The organism is Planotetraspora silvatica (genome assembly GCF_016863315.1).
GTDB classification, from domain to species: domain Bacteria; phylum Actinomycetota; class Actinomycetes; order Streptosporangiales; family Streptosporangiaceae; genus Planotetraspora; species Planotetraspora silvatica.
In genome coordinates, this window is the sequence record NZ_BOOQ01000003.1 from 364553 (window position 1) to 382043 (window position 17491).

At 67.5% G+C, this 17491-nt stretch carries 19 protein-coding genes and 1 tRNA gene; 8 read left to right on the top strand and 12 right to left on the bottom strand.

The window, feature by feature from the left end:
- Positions 1–61: 61 nt before the first annotated feature.
- The 3 genes from Psi02_RS04980 to Psi02_RS04990 all read left to right on the top strand — a co-directional run bounded on the left by Psi02_RS04980 (position 62) and on the right by Psi02_RS04990 (position 5435).
- On the top strand, positions 62–505 hold the full coding sequence (locus tag Psi02_RS04980; protein WP_203972223.1) for a hypothetical protein: 444 nt from the start codon (positions 62–64) through the stop codon (positions 503–505).
- 159 nt (positions 506–664) lie between these two features.
- Entirely contained in the window at positions 665–1462 is a 798-nt protein-coding gene (locus Psi02_RS04985) for an SDR family NAD(P)-dependent oxidoreductase (protein WP_203972224.1), read from the top strand.
- A 328-nt stretch (positions 1463–1790) separates the two neighbouring features.
- Positions 1791–5435: a CARDB domain-containing protein gene (locus Psi02_RS04990; RefSeq protein ID WP_203972225.1), complete on the top strand. Its 3645-nt coding sequence runs from the start codon at positions 1791–1793 to the stop codon at positions 5433–5435.
- Between the two features lie 133 nt (positions 5436–5568).
- On the opposite strand, the gene Psi02_RS04995 is transcribed toward Psi02_RS04990, so the two are convergent.
- Both Psi02_RS04995 and Psi02_RS05000 read right to left on the bottom strand, forming a co-directional pair.
- The gene (locus Psi02_RS04995; protein ID WP_203972226.1) at positions 5569–5946 is read right to left on the bottom strand and encodes a barstar family protein; all 378 of its coding nucleotides are present in this window, start codon (positions 5944–5946) and stop codon (positions 5569–5571) included.
- A 7-nt stretch (positions 5947–5953) separates the two neighbouring features.
- The gene (locus tag Psi02_RS05000) at positions 5954–6367 is read right to left on the bottom strand and encodes a ribonuclease domain-containing protein (protein WP_203972227.1); all 414 of its coding nucleotides are present in this window, start codon (positions 6365–6367) and stop codon (positions 5954–5956) included.
- 326 nt (positions 6368–6693) lie between these two features.
- Here Psi02_RS05000 and Psi02_RS05005 point away from each other — a divergent pair, with 326 nt between their 5' ends.
- Complete coding sequence (locus tag Psi02_RS05005) at positions 6694–8241, top strand: long-chain-fatty-acid--CoA ligase (protein WP_203972228.1); 1548 nt, start codon at positions 6694–6696, stop codon at positions 8239–8241.
- 96 nt (positions 8242–8337) lie between these two features.
- Here Psi02_RS05005 and Psi02_RS40635 read toward each other — a convergent pair whose 3' ends face one another.
- Both Psi02_RS40635 and Psi02_RS05010 read right to left on the bottom strand, forming a co-directional pair.
- Entirely contained in the window at positions 8338–8460 is a 123-nt protein-coding gene (locus Psi02_RS40635) for a hypothetical protein (RefSeq protein WP_275415140.1), read from the bottom strand.
- A gap of 274 nt (positions 8461–8734) precedes the next feature.
- A complete protein-coding gene (locus tag Psi02_RS05010) occupies positions 8735–9928 on the bottom strand; it encodes an esterase-like activity of phytase family protein (protein ID WP_239094608.1) in 1194 nt (397 codons plus the stop codon).
- Positions 9929–10027: 99 nt separating this feature from the next.
- Here Psi02_RS05010 and Psi02_RS05015 point away from each other — a divergent pair, with 99 nt between their 5' ends.
- Together Psi02_RS05015 and Psi02_RS05020 are read left to right on the top strand one after the other, a co-directional pair.
- The gene (locus tag Psi02_RS05015) at positions 10028–10486 is read left to right on the top strand and encodes a MaoC family dehydratase (protein WP_203972229.1); all 459 of its coding nucleotides are present in this window, start codon (positions 10028–10030) and stop codon (positions 10484–10486) included.
- Positions 10487–10650: 164 nt separating this feature from the next.
- Positions 10651–10723: transfer RNA gene (locus Psi02_RS05020), tRNA-Arg, on the top strand.
- Positions 10724–11020: 297 nt separating this feature from the next.
- On the opposite strand, the gene Psi02_RS05025 is transcribed toward Psi02_RS05020, so the two are convergent.
- The 3 genes from Psi02_RS05025 to Psi02_RS05035 form a co-directional block, all read right to left on the bottom strand.
- Positions 11021–11974, bottom strand: a complete 954-nt coding sequence (locus Psi02_RS05025; protein ID WP_203972230.1) for a MerR family transcriptional regulator — start codon at positions 11972–11974, stop codon at positions 11021–11023.
- Between the two features lie 131 nt (positions 11975–12105).
- Positions 12106–12453 carry a hypothetical protein gene (locus Psi02_RS05030; RefSeq protein ID WP_203972231.1) on the bottom strand — a complete coding sequence of 116 codons (348 nt, stop codon included), beginning with the start codon at positions 12451–12453 and terminating at the stop codon, positions 12106–12108.
- A 369-nt stretch (positions 12454–12822) separates the two neighbouring features.
- Positions 12823–13209 carry a tautomerase family protein gene (locus Psi02_RS05035; RefSeq protein WP_203972232.1) on the bottom strand — a complete coding sequence of 129 codons (387 nt, stop codon included), beginning with the start codon at positions 13207–13209 and terminating at the stop codon, positions 12823–12825.
- Between the two features lie 194 nt (positions 13210–13403).
- Between Psi02_RS05035 and Psi02_RS05040 the strand changes: the two genes are divergently transcribed.
- Positions 13404–14240, top strand: coding sequence for an alpha/beta fold hydrolase (locus Psi02_RS05040; protein ID WP_203972233.1), 837 nt, complete (start codon positions 13404–13406; stop codon positions 14238–14240).
- Positions 14233–14805: a TetR/AcrR family transcriptional regulator gene (locus tag Psi02_RS05045; protein WP_203972234.1), complete on the top strand. Its 573-nt coding sequence runs from the start codon at positions 14233–14235 to the stop codon at positions 14803–14805. Before Psi02_RS05040 ends, Psi02_RS05045 begins: the two co-directional genes overlap by 8 nt.
- Positions 14806–14870: 65 nt before the next feature.
- On the opposite strand, the gene Psi02_RS05050 is transcribed toward Psi02_RS05045, so the two are convergent.
- The 5 genes from Psi02_RS05050 to Psi02_RS05070 all read right to left on the bottom strand — a co-directional run bounded on the left by Psi02_RS05050 (position 14871) and on the right by Psi02_RS05070 (position 17475).
- On the bottom strand, positions 14871–15140 hold the full coding sequence (locus tag Psi02_RS05050; protein WP_275415145.1) for a mycothiol transferase: 270 nt from the start codon (positions 15138–15140) through the stop codon (positions 14871–14873).
- A 9-nt stretch (positions 15141–15149) separates the two neighbouring features.
- Entirely contained in the window at positions 15150–15743 is a 594-nt protein-coding gene (locus tag Psi02_RS05055) for a dihydrofolate reductase family protein (RefSeq protein ID WP_203972236.1), read from the bottom strand.
- An 84-nt stretch (positions 15744–15827) separates the two neighbouring features.
- Entirely contained in the window at positions 15828–16397 is a 570-nt protein-coding gene (locus Psi02_RS05060) for a hypothetical protein (protein ID WP_203972237.1), read from the bottom strand.
- A 58-nt stretch (positions 16398–16455) separates the two neighbouring features.
- Positions 16456–16788, bottom strand: a complete 333-nt coding sequence (locus Psi02_RS05065) for a YciI family protein (protein ID WP_203972238.1) — start codon at positions 16786–16788, stop codon at positions 16456–16458.
- A 12-nt stretch (positions 16789–16800) separates the two neighbouring features.
- Positions 16801–17475 carry a TetR/AcrR family transcriptional regulator gene (locus tag Psi02_RS05070; RefSeq protein ID WP_203972239.1) on the bottom strand — a complete coding sequence of 225 codons (675 nt, stop codon included), beginning with the start codon at positions 17473–17475 and terminating at the stop codon, positions 16801–16803.
- Between the last annotated feature and the right edge of the window lie 16 nt (positions 17476–17491).

Here is a 17491-nt window from a genome sequence, read left to right on the forward strand (position 1 = left end):
CTTTCGTGGTCTTCTCGCCCGAAAACCGCCAGACTCTCTGGGGGATCGCCAAAGGAGTCGAATGACCGAGATGTCTGCACCAGGGTCGAAGCGGAAGCGCCTGTCGCGTGTGGCTCTGCTTTGGGCGCTGCTCGCAGCCGTCGTGCTCGTCGCCGGGTTCGTCCTCCTCGACCGCGACGACTACGAGCAGGCCGACCTCTCGTTCGTCACCGGGCAGATCCAGGAGCACAAGGTCTCGAGCGCCACCATCAAAGACGCGGAACAGCGTGTCGAGATCACGACCACCGATGGTCGGCGCTTCCATGCCGAATGGGATGACTCCGGTCGGGCGCGAGAGCTGAACGACATCCTGCAAGAAGCTCAGCCGGTGGACGGTTACACCATGGAAGTGCCGTCGTCGAACCGCTTCTTCCTTGGTCCACTGGAGATCTTCGCCGCAGTGGTTCTCCTGGCAGTCCTCGTCGTCTTTCTCCGCCGCGCCAGACGGCTCGGGAAGGACCACTGAGCGCCGCCGATCGCGTGGTGCGTCCGTCGGCAAGTTTTGGACTTGCCGGTCCAATACAGGCCTGTCAGTGTGGACCTGTCGGTCCAATTTGGGCCGTGTAATCCCGCGAGGCGGAACGGGGCTCGATTGCGCTCGGGGCCCGTGGAGGAGATCACTGACATGGATTTGCAGCTCAGCGGCAAGCGAGCACTCGTCACAGGGTCGAGCGCCGGCCTCGGTGAGGTGATCGCCAGGCACTTGGCCGCCGAAGGCGCCGCCGTCGTCGTGCACGGACGGGACGAGGCAAGGACCGCGGCGGTGGCCGGTTCCATCCGGGAGAAGGGGGCCGACGCCGCCGTCGCCATCGGCGATCTCGCCACGGACGCCGGCGCCGAGGAGGTCGCGACCGCGGCACTCAAGGGAGGACCGGTCGACATCCTCGTCAACAACGTGGGCGTCTACGACCCGTCGGTGGGGTGGGCCGATTCCTCATCCGTGGAATGGGCCGGGATCTACAACATCAACGTCATCTCCAGCGTGCGGATGATCCAGCATCTCGTCCCCGGCATGCGCGAGCGCGGCTGGGGCCGGGTGATTCAGATCAGCAGCGTGCTCGGGGACCTGCCGCAGGCGAGCCAGCCCCATTACGCCGCGACCAACGCCGCCCGCAACAACCTCGCCGCGTCCCTCGCGCGTGAGCTGAAGCATTCCGGAGTGACGTCCAACGCCGTAGCGGCGGGAGGCGTTCTCACCCCCGGCATCCAGGACTTCCTGACGGATCTGGGCAGGCAGAGCGGCTGGGGGGAGACCTGGGAGGAGATCGAGCCGAACGCCGTCAACGCTCTGTCGCCCAACGACGTCGGCCGCGTCGGCCGGCCACGCGGCTACGCCGACCTCGTCTCGTACCTGGCCAGCCCGCTTGCCGGCTACATCACCGGCGCGACTTTGCGGATCGACGGCGGCTGGTACGACGCGTGACCCAGGGAGACGGATCAGAAAGCCGCTTCCTAACAGTTGACGTGACCGTAGTGTAAAAGTAACCTTTGGGCAACGTCCTGCAAGATTCTTGCAAATCACTGTTCATTTCTCTCTATTCTCCGCAAGTTCTGGTTGAGCGCACTGCGTCCGTGCGCCTGGCCCCGCCCCCATCCCTCATGGAGGCCCCAGGTGATGTCGGCTACCGCATTGCGCGGTCGGGCGCCGCCCCACGCGGCACGGACCAGCGCCTTCCTCCCTCTGCGTTGAGATCAGCACCCCCCGGGACGGCTCCCCGCCGAACCCTGCGTCCCTGACGAGAGAGAACGTGATGAGCAAAAAGAACCCTGTTTTACGGCTGGTCGCGGCCATGCTCGCGGCCTGCCTGCTCGTTCTGGCGGGACCGGTGCTTCCGGCCTCGGCAGCGGGTCCGAACCTGGCGGCCGGTAAGCCGATGTCGGCGAGCAGCTTCGCGGACGTCTACGGAGCGGGTAATGCCGGTGACGGTAATCAGAACACGTATTGGGAGAGCGCGAACAACGCCTTCCCGCAGTGGATTCAGGTGGATCTGGGGTCCGCGGTCAGCGTGAACCAGGTCGTGTTGAAGGTGCCGGCGCCGAGTGCGTGGGCGACCAGGACGCAGACGCTGTCGGTTCTGACCGGGACCTCTTCTCCTCCGGCGACCACGACCGTGGGGTCGGCGGGGTACACGTTCAATCCGGCGACCGGTAACACGGTGACGATCAACTTCACCGCGACGACGGCGCGGTACGTGCGGCTGAACATCACGGGGAACACGGGCTGGCCGGCCGGTCAGATCTCGGAGTTCGAGGTGTACGGTCCAGTCGCCAGTGGGGACACCCAGCCTCCCAGTGCGCCGTCGAACCTGGCCTACACCGAGCCCGGATCCGGTCAGATCAGGCTGACCTGGGGCGCGTCCACCGACGATGTGGGTGTGACGGGGTATGACGTCTACGCCAACAACGCTCTGCGGGGCAGTGTGGCTGGCAACGTTTTGACCTACACCGACACGCAGCCGGCCACGGCGACGGTGTCGTATTACGTGAAGGCCAAGGACGCCTCGGGTAAGCAGTCGGCCGACAGCAACACCGTCACGCGGATCGGCAGCGGCGGTGGTGGAGGCTCCAACCTCGCCATCGGCAAGCCGATCACGGCGTCAGGTTCGGTGTTCACCTTCGTGCCGGCCAACGCCAACGACAACAGCACCGCGACCTACTGGGAAGGTGCGGGCGGCAGCTACCCCAACACGCTTACCGTCCAGCTCGGGTCGAACGCCGACGTCAACCAGGTCGTCGTCAAGCTCAACCCCGACAGCTCCTGGGGTCCCCGCACCCAGACCATCCAGGTCCTCGGGCGTGAGCAGAGCGCCACCACGTTCACCACTTTGACCCAGCCGATCGTCGCCCAGTTCGCCCCCGCCAGCGGCAACACCGTGAGCTTCCCGGTCAGCGGCAGGGTCGCCGACGTCCAGCTCAAGTTCACGAGCAACTCCGGCGCCCCCGCCGGTCAGGCCGCCGAGTTCCAGGTCATCGGCGTCCCGGCACCCAACCCCGACCTCGCGGTCACCAACCTCACGTGGACCCCGGCCTCCCCGAACGAGACCAACGCGATCACCCTGTCGGCCACGGTCAGGAACTCGGGCACCGCGGCCTCCGCCGCGGACGACGTCAACCTCTACCTCGGCGGCGCTCTGGTCGGCACCGCGAACATCCCCGGCCTGCCCGTCAACGGCACCGCCACGGTGACCCAGAACATCGGCACCCGCGGTGAGGGGACCTACACCGTCAGCGCCCGGGTGGACGCGGACAACACGGTCTTCGAGCAGAACGAGACCAACAACACCTTCACCGCGGCGTCGTCGCTGGTCGTCGCCCAGGCTCCCGGCCCCGACCTGCAGGTCCTCAGCGTCAGCTCCAATCCGCCGAACCCGGCGGTCGGAGCGGCCGTGACGTTCAACGTGGCGGTGAAGAACCGCGGAACCGCCGCTTCCGGCGCGACCACGGTCACCCGTGTGGCGGTGGGCGGCACCACGCTCAACACCAACACGCCGTCGATCGCGGCGGGCGCGACGGCCAACGTGGCCATCAGCGGCAGTTGGACGGCCACCAGCGGCGGCGCCACCATCACCGCCACCGCCGACGCGACCGACGTGGTCGCCGAGACCAACGAGACCAACAACACGTTCTCGCAGGCGATCGTGGTCGGACGCGGGGCGGCGGTTCCGTGGGTCGAGTACGAGGCCGAATCCGCCAACTACCAGGGCACCCTGCTGGAGGCCGACCCGCTGCGCACCTTCGGGCACACCAACTTCGCCACCGAATCCTCCGGGCGGAAGTCGGTGCGGCTGAACAGCACGGGACAGTTCGTCGAGTTCACCTCCACCAGCCCCTCCAACTCGATCGTCGTGCGCAACTCCATCCCCGACGCGCCGAACGGCGGCGGCATCGAGGCCAGCATCAGCCTGTACATCAACGGCACCTTCTCCAGGAAGCTGACCCTCTCCTCACGGCACAGCTGGCTGTACGGGAACACCGACGGCCCCGAAGCTCTGACGAACACGCCGCAGGGCGACGCGAGGCGGCTGTTCGACGAGTCGAATGCGCTGCTCACGCAGAGCTACCCGGCCGGCACCAAGTTCCGGTTGCAGCGCGACGCGACCGACACGGCCTCGTTCTACATCATCGACCTGATCGACCTGGAGCAGGTGGCGCCACCGGCGAGCCAGCCCGCCGGTTGCACCTCGATCACGGCCTACGGGGCGGTGCCCAATGACGGGCTCGACGACACGGCCGCCATCCAGCGGGCGGTGACCGACGACCAGAACGGGGTCATCAGCTGCGTGTGGATCCCGGCGGGGCAGTGGCGTCAGGAGCAGAAGATCCTCACCGACGACCCGCTGAACCGGGGTCAGTACAACCAGGTGGGCATCAGCAACGTCACGATCCGCGGCGCGGGGATGTGGCACTCCCAGCTGTACACCCTGACCGAGCCGCAGGACGTGGTGGGCGGCATCAACCACCCGCACGAGGGCAACTTCGGCTTCGACATCGACGACAACGTCCAGATCTCCGACATCGCCATCTTCGGCTCAGGCCGTATCCGCGGCGGCGACGGCAACGATGAGGGCGGCGTCGGCCTGAACGGGCGGTTCGGCAAGAACACCAAGATCTCCAACGTCTGGATCGAACACGCCAACGTGGGCGTCTGGGTCGGTCGTGACTACGACAACATCCCCGCCCTGTGGGGACCCGCCGACGGGCTCGAGTTCAGCGGCATGCGCGTCCGCGACACCTACGCCGACGGGATCAACTTCACCAACGGCACGCGCAACTCGAAGGTGTTCAACTCCTCGTTCCGCACCACCGGCGACGACGCCCTGGCGGTCTGGGCCAACCAGGCCGTGAAGGACCAGGTCGTCGACAACACGCACGACAACCACTTCATCAACAACACCGTCCAGCTGCCCTGGCGCGCGAACGGCATCGCGATCTACGGCGGCTACGACAACTCGATCGAGAACAACCTGATCTACGACACCATGAACTACCCGGGCATCATGCTGGCGACCGACCACAGTCCCCTGCCCTTCTCGGGGACCACGTTGATCGCCAACAACGGGATCTACCGCAGCGGCGGCGTCTTCTGGAACGAGGACCAGGAGTTCGGCGCCATCACGCTGTTCCCGTCGAGCAGGGACATCACCGGCGTCACCATCCGCGACACCGACATCTCCGACTCGACCTACGACGGCATCCAGTTCAAGACGGGCGGCGGCAACATGCCGAACGTCGCGATCACCAATGTGAAGATCGACAAGTCCAACAACGGCGCCGGCATCCTGGCCATGAGCGGAGCCCGCGGCAACGCGACGCTGACGAACGTGACCATCACCAACTCGGCCGACGGCGACATCGTGAAGCAACCGGGATCGCAGTTCACGATCACGGGCCCCTGATCTACGCCCGGACGCGGTCCGGGGTGTGAACGGCCGGCCATGTGACGTGCTCCGGTTGAGGAACCGGAGCACGCGCCTGGCCGGCCGTACGGCTGCGTGAGCAGGGGATCGGATCGCCGATGCCGTCCGGGGGTCAGGCCAGGGCGGCGGCGACCCGTCGGCGGAGCGGCGTTTCCTGGCCGGGCTCGGTGCACAGTGTCACCGTCAGCCCGGCGTCGGCCGCACCGGCCAGAACGGCCAGCAAGGTGGCGAAGTGCTCGGGGGGCTCGTCGCTCAGAAGTTCCTCGGCGTGCTCCACGATCAGGGCGACGATCCCGGTACGGATCACATCGCGCAGGGAGTCGGTGAGCGCGTCCCAGTTACGGCCGAAGTAGCCGGGAAGGCGCAGAGCCCGCGCCGCCTCCTCGAAGAAGGCGGCGCGGGTCCGGCATGCGCTCCCGTCGACGACCGCCGGCGCCGGGCCGGTGGACACCGTCAGCCATGGCGGCAGCGGACGTTCGGCGGATGTCATGGAGTTCCTAGAGCCGGTAGAAGTCGGTGTAGTGGTTCGGGGAGAACCAGGTCACGCCGGTGCTGCGGTTGACGACGATCCGGTACGCGTCACGCGCCGCACCCCGTGCCCGGGAGTACACGTCGTACTCGTAGTAGGTGCCCCCGCTGGGGAGCTGGCCCTCACGGTTCTGGAAGCGTCCGCCAGTGTAGTTGTACTTGCCGCCCGACCAGGTGTACCAGCCGGCGGTGGTGGGGTAGCCCTTGGACTCCCAGATCGCGTCGGCCGAGCGCGCGTCGGCGCACCGCGAGATGGTGCAGGAGTTGTAGACCGACGCGTTGGCGGGGGTGATGCCGACGAGGCCGATCAGGGACGTGAGGGCGGCGAGCATGACGATGAGCCGTGCCGGCCACGAGGTGCGGGGGCGTTGCAGGGTGTGCACGAAGCCTCCTACTGGGGGGAACTGCTAGAGGGGGACGAACACTTGTCAGGATCACCGTCAACTCAGGTCAGATAAAGGGGAAGATCGCCAAAGCTACGGTGAACTCTTCGCGGCGCCGAGCCCTTGCGCGGGCTGTCTCCGTGCCGTCGGCCGCGTGGCCGGACCGGTGGCGCTCCTGTTCCGGAATCGGAGCCGATCTCGCCAGGCGGGGGGCTTCTTCCCGGACATCATCGCTGGCATTCTGGTGATCCACGGTGCGCGCGCTGGCCGGGGGGAGAGGCGCAGGACCGGGCTGAAGTTCGCCTCCAGCGAGATGAGGAAAACCCATGAGCGCCCCCAGCAACGCCACCCTCTCCGTCGCCGCGATCCTCAAAGAGACCGCCGACCGCGCGCCCGACAAGACCGCGATCGTCGTCGGCTCCTCCACGCTGACCTTCGCGGAGCTGTGGGACCAGACGCGCCGATACGCGGGCGCTCTCAGGGCGCAGGGAGTGAAGCCCGGTGACGCGGTCGCGATCCTCATCCCGAACGTCGCCGACTTCCCGCGGGTGTACTACGCGATTTTGAGCCTCGGCGGCATCGTCGTTCCCATCCACGCGCTGCTGAAGGCCGGCGAGATCGAGTACGTGCTCAGGGATTCGGGTGCCACGGTCCTCGTCTGCGCGGCGCCGCTGCTCGCCGAGGGGGCGAAGGGCGCGGAGCAGGCCGGCATCCCCGTGATCTCGGTGCTCTCGCCCGATCCCGTCGAAGGAATCCCGCAACTCGAGAAGCTCGCCGCGGAGGCCGAGCCGATCATCACCTACGAACCGTGCCTGCCGGACGCGACCGCGACCATCCTCTACACGAGCGGCACGACGGGCAAGCCCAAGGGGGCGATGGGCTCCCACTTCGCCCTGGTCGAGCAGACCAACACCCTGCTGCTCAGCACTTTCGACATGGGACCGGACGACGTGGTGTTCGGCGCCCTCCCGCTGTTTCACACGTTCGGCCAGACCTGCACGCTCAACGCCGGCATCCGGGCGCAGGCGAAGGTCGTCCTGCTGCCCCGGTTCGACGGCGAGACCGCGTTGCGCAGCCTCATCGACAACGAGTGCACGATCATGATGGGCGTCCCGACGATGTACGTCGCGCTGCTCGAGGCCGCGAAGACCATCCCCGAGCGGCCGAGACTGCGGTACGCCATCTCGGGCGGCGCGTCCATCCCGCTCGCCGTCATCGAGCGCTTCCGCAAGGAGTTCGGCGTCGAGATCTACGAAGGGTACGGACTCACCGAGACCTCACCGGTCGCGTGCTTCAACCACATCGGCCGCACGCCCCGAGCCGGCAGCATCGGCACCCCGATCTGGGGAGTGGACCTGGAGATCGCCAAGGCGGACGTCGACGACCACATCGAACTGCTCGGCGTCGACGAACTGGGCGAGATCGTGATTCGCGGCCACAACATCATGAAGGGCTACCTGCACCTGCCCGAGGAGACGGCGAAGGCCATCGTCGACGGCTGGTTCCGCAGCGGCGACCTCGGGAGGAAGGACGCCGACGGATACCTCTGGATCGTCGACCGTAAGAAGGACATGATCCTCCGCAACGGCTACAACGTGTACCCGCGCGAGGTGGAGGAACTGCTGACCGCCCATCCGGCCGTCTCGACCGCCGCCGTGTTCGGCGTCGCGGACGAGGTCCACGGAGAAGAGATCATGGCCTGCGTCGTGCTCACACCGGGCGCCGACGTCGATTCCTCGACACTCGCCGCGTACGCGAAGGAGAAGCTCGCCGCCTACAAGTACCCGCGTCGCCTCGAGATCGTGGAGACCCTTCCGCTCGGCCCGAGCGGCAAGGTGCTCAAGCGCGAACTCGTCGCCAGGTACTCGTCGTAGGCGACGAGGTCCACGCCACCCCCGTGCCGCGCACTCGTCCAGCCATGTCCCTGACCTGCTCGCCCAGCCACGTTCCCAGATGCGAACCGGCCGCGGTCAGCTGAAGAGCTGTACGGCGACCCAGATGATGAGCACCCAGGAGACGATCCCCACGAGGGTGACGGCGAGGAGACCGCGGAGGCGGTATCGCTTGCCGGGTGGGTCGAACTCGTTGCTCACTCATGCTCCGGCGCAGGCGGTGGGTCAATCGTGTGACTGTCTGATACCCATCCGTGATCCTCGGTGACGTGCGACGGCGCGAATGCATGAAGGTGTATCGGTCAGGTCTGGATCGCGGCAGCACCGATCGGACGTGCGAAAACGTTCTTGCCGGAGACGGATCGCGGCGTGACGCACGAGCGCCCCCCGGCGTACGGGCACATGCCGTACGCCGGGGGGCGCGGGGAGCCTGCCGGCGTCGGGGACGCCTGCGGAACCGTTTACCGAGGGATGCTCACAGGAACGCGCGACGGTCGGCGTGCAGGCGCTGCGAGAGCCGTACGGTGATGAACTCGTCGTTGTCCGCCTGGCCCGGAGTGCGGCCGGAGGAGAACGGGAAGTTGTTGTCGTTCAGGACGGCCACGGTCTGGTCGTCGAGCAGGGTGACGTCCTCGATGGTCTGGAACGGGAACCGGAACGTCTTGCCGAAGCCGCCGAGGCCCTTCGGGTTGGCGAGGTCGAGCAGGTCCGCGACCAGGGTCTTGTCCATGACGCCGTCGTGGTTGCGGTCACGGGTGTCGGCCAGGTAGAGGCGCTTGAGCTTGGCGGCGTCGCCCTGCTCGTTGTCCCGCTCGATGATCAGGAAACGGTGGTCGTCGATGGAGATGGCGTCGCCGATGGAGTTGCCGGGAGCCTCGAGGCGGTAGACGAAGCGCTTGCCGGTGTAGCGGCCCTTGCGCAGGTCGAACTGGTTCATCCGCAGGTCGCCGGGGGTGTCTCCGGCCACCGTGCCCTCGAGGAGCGGGTAGAGGTAGCGGCCGTCGATCCCGCGCGCCATGCCCTCGTAACCCTTGCTGCTGTTGAGGTTCGGCTGCCCGCCGTTCAGGTACGGGTTCTCCGGAGCCTTCACACCCTCGAGGGGGATCGGGGCCTGGAGGAGCTTGCCGGACCGCGAGAAGTGCAGGAGCCATGGGCCGAACTCGTCACCGATCCAGTACGTGCCGTCGAGGGCGCGCACGATCGACTCGACGTCGAAGTCGGAGCCGGTCAGCACCCGGTCGGACCGGGTGAGCGCGAAGGGCACCTTGTGGTTGGGGTCGCTCAGGTTGAAGCCGCCGAGCACCTTGACCTTGCCGGTCCTGGTGTCGGGCTTGATGTGGTGGACGCGGAGGAGGAAGTCGGCGCTGTTGGCCTTGTTGCCGTAACCGTTGTCCGACAGCACGTTGTACGTGCCGTCGTGGTTGTTGATGACACCGCTGAAGCCCTGAACGGGCTGTCCCGGGAACGGCACGGGGACGCCGTTGATCGGGCCGGCCCCGGCGAGGGCGCCGGAGGGGAGGCTGCCGGGCACGTACGTCTGCGCCGGAAGCGAGGCGAAACCGGTCAGCGTGGCCCGGCCGTACGTCGCGTGGCCGGAGTCCGCCACGGCGGGGGTGGCGAGCCCGGCAGCCAGCGCGAGGGCGCCAAACATGATCGAGATTCGTTTCATGTGGCGCACGTTAGAAAGGCCGGATGACGGGCGCTCCAACATGAGGCGACGGGAGGTGAAACCGGTGTGGCCCGGCCGACGCGGTTAGGGTACGGAGGTATGCGGATCTTCAATGACCTCGCCGAACTGAAGGCGGCAAAGGGCGAACATCTGGGATACACGGACTGGCGGGAGATCACGCAGGAGCGGGTGAACGGCTTCGCCGACGCCACCGACGATCACCAGTGGATCCATGTGGACGTCGACCGGGCCAAGGAGGGTCTCTTCGGCTCGACGATCGCCCACGGGTACCTGTCGCTCGCGCTGATCCCCTCGTTCACCAGCGAACTGTTCCGCGTCGACGGACTGAAGATGGGGATCAACTACGGGCTGAACAAGGTCAGGTTCGCCCGGCCTGTGCCGGTCGGCTCGCGGATCCGGGCGGGCGCGGAGATCATCGACGTGAAGGGCACCCCCTCCGGCACACTGGCGAGCCTGCGGGTCGTCATCGAGGTCGAGGGCCTCGACAAACCCGCATGTATCGCCGAGACCCTCTCCCTGCTCGTCGCGGAGTCCTGACCGCTCCCTCTCCCGCCTGATCAGGACCGTCCGCGCCGGAAGGATCTTGAGTTGAGCCGGACCTGGGGGTTGCCGGACGGCAAAGTTATTGGCTCTGGCAGGGGTACGGGGTCTGGTAGAGTTCTTGTCGTCGCACTGCCTTGCAGGTCAGGGCATCGAGACGAGCGGCCGTAGCTCAATGGATAGAGCATCTGACTACGGATCAGAAGGTTGGGGTTTCGAGTACCTCCGGCCGCACCCAGCAAAGAAGGCCCCTGAACAGGCAATACGCCATCAGGGGCCTTCTTGATTTGCTGATGATCTAGCTGCTTGCCGGCACGGGTGGCTCCCAGGTGGCCCCCACTATTCCTCGATCGCTTTGGCGAAGGTCTCGGCGGCCCAGGCTTCCGCAGAGCTCGTGATCGTCGCCGGACGAACCGCTTGCAGCTTCTGACCGCCGATGTGCGGCTTGACGTATCGGTCGATGATGATGTCGCGGTATGCGGACCAAGGTCACCCGCGGCGCCGGCTCCCGCACCCCCGCCAGGCGCGGGACTACTCCACGCGGGAGTGCTGCCCGGTGCGGGCGCGCAAGGCTTGCGTGAACCACGTGAACACCGGCGTCAGGCTGGGCGGGACGGGCCATCCGTTGATGACGGCCAGCAGGTGCCAGTAGCGTTCGGCGCGGGGGTCGCCGGCGATCTCCAGACGTGTCAGCAGCCAGTGGCGCAAGTCGGCGTCGTCGGCGCGGCTGAAGGTTTGCGCGTAGCGAGCGGTGAGGGCGTCGATGATGGGTGCGGCCTCGGCCGAGGCCGCAGCGATGCCGGCATCGAGCGCGCGGCCGACGCTGTCCCGAACGGTCTCGGTGAGGTCGTGGTGCAAGCCGGTGCGGTCGCCTTGGTCGCGCTCGGCCGCCTGGTACTCCGCCATGCGGCGCACGGCCGCGCGGAAGTCGGGATCCTGGGTGAGCTCGGCGAGTTCCACCCAGGCGTCGACCTGCTCGGGTTCGGGGTCGTCCGGCAGTTCGGGCATGGCCGAGCGCATCATGTCGACGAAGTCGGCGTTGGCGTCGAGCCCACCGAACGTGTCGTCGATGAAGTCGGTGATCAGGCGTCGGCGTTCGTGGTCGGAAAGCTTGGCGAGCTTATGCATGAGGTCCATCTCCTCGGGGCTGGAGCCGCGTTTGGCCACCGCGCGCAACACGGCGCGCCGCAGTCGCAGAGTGCGGATCTGCACCTCCAGGGCATCGGCGTGTGCGGCCGCGACCTCGGGCACCGAGACCTCCCGATCCAGCACCTGCCGGATGACGGCAAGGTCGAGGCCCAGGTCACGCAGGGTGCGCACTAGGTCCAGACGTGTGAGTGCGCCGATGTCGTAGAGCCGGTAGCCAGCCGGGCTGCGGTCTGTCGGCGGCACGATCCCGGTGTCGGAGTAGAACCGGATGGTCTTGACCGTCAGCCCGGTCCGCCGGGCCAGGTCACCGATCGTGAAGAGCGTGTCGCCGTCCATGCCCGCACTCTCGCGCCTCCCCCTACGGGAGACTCAACCTCAGTCTCCCCGCTAGGTCGCCAATCCACAGGTCTCGACAATTACGCGTTCGATGGTGATGTCGTGGGTGGCGAACCAGGCGTGGGCGCGGGTCAGGAAGGCGCCGGCGTTTCCTGGGCGAACATCAGCGAGGCCCCGGAGTGCCGTAGCTCGTGCGGGTGCCAGTGACCGCGGCTCAGATGGGTGTCACCGGGCCGGCATGCGGTACGTACACCAGGGCGCGCGACGGCGCGGAAGCCGTGCCGTTCCACCAGGGTCTTGATGACCTGCAGGCGGACCTGGACGAACTCCTTGTCGCCGTGGGTTGCCTCGCCGATGCCGACCACGCGGTCGTTGGCCGCGGCGTCGAGCGTGGCCTCCGGCGGCGGGACGACGGCCGAGGACGTCACACCGGTGGTGTCCACGCCGCCGCACCCCGCCAGCCGCGCGAGTGCGGCCACCACGGGAAGGGTCCGCCTTATGTCAGTGCACCTCCTTGCGGAGCACGCGCAGCGCGCCGAGCGTCGCGGGGAGGACGATCCAGAAAATCATCGAGGCAGGTCTCCGCTTCCAGCTCCCGGATCGCCGCCGCGGCCGGGGTCTCCCCAACTCGACCACGCCGCCCGGGATCGCCCAACCGTACCCGTCACCGCGGCGCACGCCCCATAACGGCGATGAGGCCCCGAGAACGACGCTCGGGCCTCACCTCTTGGGGCACGCCCTTGTACGACCTTCGGCACGCCTGCGCGTCGCGTTCATCAAGACCTGGCTCCGCGACCCCGTCACGTGGTCCGGGGAACGTCTCACCTACCCGTGCCCAATGGGGTCTTTCACAGATTGACGGGGTAGCTGAGCGACAGCTCATCCGCCGGAACGCCCCGGATTCCCCAGTTCGCTTTCGGCATCTCGACAATGGCGAGCTCGATGTCATCGACGGGCAGGTCGAGGCCCGGCGCCAGCCGCTCATACACGGTACGGATCAGCTCACGCTTGGCGTCGTCGGAACGACCCGTGAAGCACAGGACCTCGATGATCAGATAGCGGTCACTTCGTTGCGGGCAGATCATGTCCTCGGGGTCGAGCAGCAAGAAGCGGTGGAACCGCTTGTCCGACGGCAGCCTCCACGCCGACTCCAGGCACTCCTGCAGCAGATCGGAGATCCTCCGCTGCTTCCCCGCCCATACATCGCGCCGACCATAGACCTTGATCTGAGCCATTGGCCCAGTCTGCACCGTACTGCCCCGAGACGACCACCAAGATCCAGAAAACGCGACCTCTGCCGGGGACGCCTGGCGGCGGGGGCTCGATTGATCAAGAGCGTCGTGCGGCGAGGGGTGTCATGCCAGAGCTTGACGACCTTGGCTTATTGGATTAGCTTTCTGGCTATTCGCATTAGCTAACGGAGGACGTCATGACCGAGTACCTGGAGATTGAGGGCGGACGGCTCGCCTACGACGTGACCGGCGAGGGCCCGTTGGTCGTGCTGTCCCACGGAATGGGCGACGGCAGGGAGGCATACCGTCTCCTCGCGCCCCGTCTTGTGGCCGCCGGCTACCGCGTCGCCAAGGCGGACCTGCGTGGCCATGGGGAGTCGACCACCGGCTGGTCCTCCTACACCCGCACCGACACCGCGAACGATCTGCTGGCCCTGATTCGTCACCTGGGTGGGCCTGCGGTCGTCGTCGGTCACTCCTTCTCCGGCGGCGCGGCCACCATCGCGGCGGCGCTGCATCCGGATCTGGTCAACGCTGTCGTCCAGATCGGCCCTTTCACCCGGGCCCAGAAGCTGAGCCTGGGCGGCCTGCTGCGCAACAGCCGGCACCGCAAGGGCATCAGCCTGCTGCTGGGCGCCGGGTTGCTGCGCAGCGTGGGGCTCTGGATGCGTTACCTCAACCTCGCCTACCCCGGATCCAGGCCCGCCGACTACGCCGAGTACATGGCCGCGCTGGAGGGTGCGCTGCGCAGGCCGGACCGGATGGCCGTGGTCGGCAAGATGGGCATGTCCACCCCGAGCGATGCGGGCGCACAGCTCCCGAACCTCCGCGTCCCCGCCCTGATCCTCATGGGCACGCTCGACCCCGACTGGGCCGATCCCCGGGCTGAGGCGGATGGTGTCGTCGCGGGCATGCCGGTCGGACGCGGCACCGTCGTGATGATCGAAGGTGCCGGCCACTACGCGCACGCGCAGTTTCCCGGCGAGGTCGCCGAGGTCATGGTGCCGTTCCTGAAGGAGCACGCCCGTGCCTAGAGCCGGCCTGTCGCCGGACGCGATCGTCGATCTCACGTTGCAGCTCATCGATGAGGGAGGCCCGGCCGCGGTCACTCTGCTGGCCGTGGCCTGCCGCGCCGGCGTGGCCCCGCCGTCCCTCTACAAGCACGTGCGTAATCTCGCGGAGCTCAACACGCTGGTGTCCGTACGGGTCATGGACGAGCTGGCGGACCGCTCACGTGAGGCCGTGCTCGGCCGCTCCGGAGCCCAGGCGCTGCGCGCCTTCATGAACGCCTGGCGCCACTATGTCGTGATGCACCCCGGCCGGTACGCCGCGATGATTCAGACCTCACGGCCTGAGCTGGTCGAGGCGGGCGGGCGGCTGGTCGACATCGTGCTCGCCGTGCTTCGCTCGTACGGGCTTGAAGGCGTGGACGCCATCCATGCGACGAGATGCCTGCGTTCAGCCGTCCACGGCTTCGCCGTTCTGGAGACCACCGGCGGCTTCGGACTCCCCGTCGACCTGGACGACAGCTACGAGCTGCTGACGCAAATGATCATTTCAGGCCTGCCGAAGTCCGCACAGGACCACGCCGACGTGTAGTGGCCCATCCGCAAGCCTGATGCGGGCTGTACGAGATCGCCCGAACATGTCCTTCCGCGCGGAGCCTAATTGATCGACGTGTGACCGCGCGTGGAGCCGAAGGTGTCCGCGGCGGCCTGGATCTGAGTGAGGTACCGCTTCCATTTCTCCGCGTCGAGCATGTCGTGGTCGGACCCGCCGCGTCCGTCGATCATTTCTCGCACGATGTCCGCGTGGCCGGCATGCTGGGCGGTCTCTGCGACCATCCGCGCCAGCAACGCCCCCAAGGTCGTGTCGCGCCGTTCCTGCGGCCAATGCGCCACCCGCCCGGGTGCGGACAAGTCGAGTTCGTCGATGGTCTGGCCTCAGGCGGACGAATCCCGGTACGTGGCGATGACCACGCCGGTCTCCGTCGTGGTCGAGTCGGCCAACCGCAGACCGGACAGGGCCGACCCGGAGCCGGGGAACAGCAGGCGCCCCGTCCCCAGCACCAGGGGGTGGATCATCAGCACGTACTCGTCGACCAGGTGGCGGGGGAGCAGCGACTGAACCAGCCTCCCGCTGCCGAACACGACCAGGTTCTCGTTCAGTTCCTCCTTGAGCACTGCCACGGCGTCGGCGGCGTCTCCCTTGAGAAGGGTGGAGTTCTGCCAGGGCAGTGGCTCGGTCAGCGTGGTCGACGCGACGTACTTCTGGACGCGGTTCAGCGCCTCGGTGAACGGGTTCGGCTCCTGCCTTGGCCAGTAGTCCGCGAAGCGCTCGTATGTGGTCCGGCCGAGCAGAAGGGACCATGTGCTCGACATCCGTGCGCCCATCGCCTCCTGCATGGCCGGGTCCTGACTCCGGTCGGCGGCCCAGCCGCCGTGCCGGAAGTCGTCACGACGATCCTCGTCGGGGTGTCCCGGTGCCTGCATCACACCGTCGAGCGTCAGGTGTTCGATGACGATGACCTCGCCCATGCTGTCTCTCCTTCAGCCGGCCGCCGGCTCGTCCGGCGTTCTCGCCATCTACACGAACGGCCGGTCGGCGAATCGACGGGGCGGTCATCCGATGACAAGGCCGAGAAGTCCGAGGAACACGGCTCCGCCGAGGAGTCCGAGGACGGTGCCGAGGGGGGAGACTCTGTGCCGGCGGGCGAATGACACGGCGGCCGCGGAGAAGAGCGCTCCGGGCACTCCCCAGATCAGCCAGGCGGCGCCGAAGTTGAACCAGCCCTCCGCGGACATGTTGCTGATGCCCTTGCCGAAAGGCTCCACGAGCCCGGTGAGGACGGCGGCCTTCACCGCCGTCTCAGCGATCGGGTAGAGCAACTGCACCGCTGCGGCTCCCCACAGGCCGGTCGCGACCAGCCAGTTCGGCAGGCGTCGCCCCCAGGCCTGTACCGAGGCCAGGGCGATGGCGACGGTGAGTAGTCGCAGGCCCGTCGCCATCAGGGCGATCTCTCCTCCCTCGTCGAGAGGCACCCCGTTGATCAGCTGGTTGTAGCCCGTTGCGATCAGGACGATGGCGCAGAAGGCGCCGATCCAGCCTGCGGCCCAGTAGGCGGGCCATGAAGCGGCCGCCCGCGGCGGCGCGGAGTCGATACCGGTTGCGGGTAGGGCCACGGTGGTCATGAGGCCTCCTGTCATCAGCCGAGGCCTTCAGATTGCCGTGGTTCGGGCGGGCGCTGTATCAGGCGAGACCCGGAGTCGTCCCTGAGCTCTCCCTCACCGGTGGTCTGGGTCGGCGTCCGTCGAGGCGGATCGTCCATGGTTCGATCGCGTCGATCCGCAGGTGGCTGTCACTCCACGGATCGCGGCCGAGTATCGCCCTGACGGCCTCCTCCGACTCCACCTCCATGGCGAGCACGACGCGCATGTCGTCGAGTGGGCCGCCCAACACGATGATCCCCTCGTCGACCTGCATGTCCATGTACGCCGCATGCGTGAGCCACTCGGTCTGTTCTTCCATGGGCCGGGCGGCATTCCACTGCGGGCCGGTGCGCGACAGATGGGCGAGGAACATGGCCCCGTCCTATCACCGTGGCCTGACACTTTCGACTCCCACGGCGGCCGAACCCTGTTCGCCGGCGCCGTAGCGTAGTCCGTCGATGAGGAGCGCGACCATGCGCTGGCTGTACGCGACTCCCTCGTCCGTCACGGGCATGGACAGGTTGGCGACGGCGTACAGGAGGTCCTGGGGGCTGATCTCGGCACGGATCTCGCCACTCGCCGTCGCGGCTTCGAGCAGTGACCCGAGGGTGGGTCCGAGTCGCCGCATGAAGTAGCCGGGCAGGGCGTCGAACGCTGGGTCGCCTGAGTGAAGGGCTGTGGCGAGTCCTCGCTTGGTCGCGAGGAACTCGGTGTACCGGTGGAGCCACTTCGCGAGTGCCACTACTGGCGCGTGCGCTGCGGTCAGCGCCGGGGCCGCGTCGGCGCAGGCATCCACCTCGCGCTGAAACACGGCCTTGACCAGGTCTGAGCGCTGCGGGAAGTGCCGGTACAGCGTTCCGACTCCGACGCCGGCCAGATCAGCGATCTCTTTCGCGGGCGCGTCCACGCCCGACGTGGCGAAGACGGCCTTCGCTGCTTCAAGCAAGGAGTCGATGTTGCGTTGCGCGTCGGCGCGCAGGCGGCGCGGCGCGCGTTCGAGTGCGCCCGGACCCGCCGAGCCGGTCGAGCCGACTCCGGTCGGCGTCGTGTTCTCCGTCACAACACCCCTTCGCTTG

Excerpts from the sequence above, each read along its gene's own strand:
- Psi02_RS05065 (WP_203972238.1), bottom strand. The coding sequence starts at position 16,788 with ATGTTCCTCGCCCATCTGTCGCGCACCGGCCCGCAGTGGAATGCCGCC.
- Psi02_RS04990 (WP_203972225.1), top strand. The coding sequence starts at position 1,791 with ATGAGCAAAAAGAACCCTGTTTTACGGCTGGTCGCGGCCATGCTCGCG.
- Psi02_RS05040 (WP_203972233.1), top strand. The coding sequence starts at position 13,404 with ATGACCGAGTACCTGGAGATTGAGGGCGGACGGCTCGCCTACGACGTG.
- Psi02_RS05005 (WP_203972228.1), top strand. The coding sequence starts at position 6,694 with ATGAGCGCCCCCAGCAACGCCACCCTCTCCGTCGCCGCGATCCTCAAA.
- Psi02_RS05025 (WP_203972230.1), bottom strand. The coding sequence starts at position 11,974 with ATGGACGGCGACACGCTCTTCACGATCGGTGACCTGGCCCGGCGGACC.
- Psi02_RS05035 (WP_203972232.1), bottom strand. The coding sequence starts at position 13,209 with ATGGCTCAGATCAAGGTCTATGGTCGGCGCGATGTATGGGCGGGGAAG.
- Psi02_RS05010 (WP_239094608.1), bottom strand. The coding sequence starts at position 9,928 with ATGAAACGAATCTCGATCATGTTTGGCGCCCTCGCGCTGGCTGCCGGG.
- Psi02_RS05060 (WP_203972237.1), bottom strand. The coding sequence starts at position 16,397 with ATGACCACCGTGGCCCTACCCGCAACCGGTATCGACTCCGCGCCGCCG.
- Psi02_RS05015 (WP_203972229.1), top strand. The coding sequence starts at position 10,028 with ATGCGGATCTTCAATGACCTCGCCGAACTGAAGGCGGCAAAGGGCGAA.
- Psi02_RS04980 (WP_203972223.1), top strand. The coding sequence starts at position 62 with ATGACCGAGATGTCTGCACCAGGGTCGAAGCGGAAGCGCCTGTCGCGT.
- Psi02_RS04985 (WP_203972224.1), top strand. The coding sequence starts at position 665 with ATGGATTTGCAGCTCAGCGGCAAGCGAGCACTCGTCACAGGGTCGAGC.
- Psi02_RS04995 (WP_203972226.1), bottom strand. The coding sequence starts at position 5,946 with ATGACATCCGCCGAACGTCCGCTGCCGCCATGGCTGACGGTGTCCACC.
- Psi02_RS05055 (WP_203972236.1), bottom strand. The coding sequence starts at position 15,743 with ATGGGCGAGGTCATCGTCATCGAACACCTGACGCTCGACGGTGTGATG.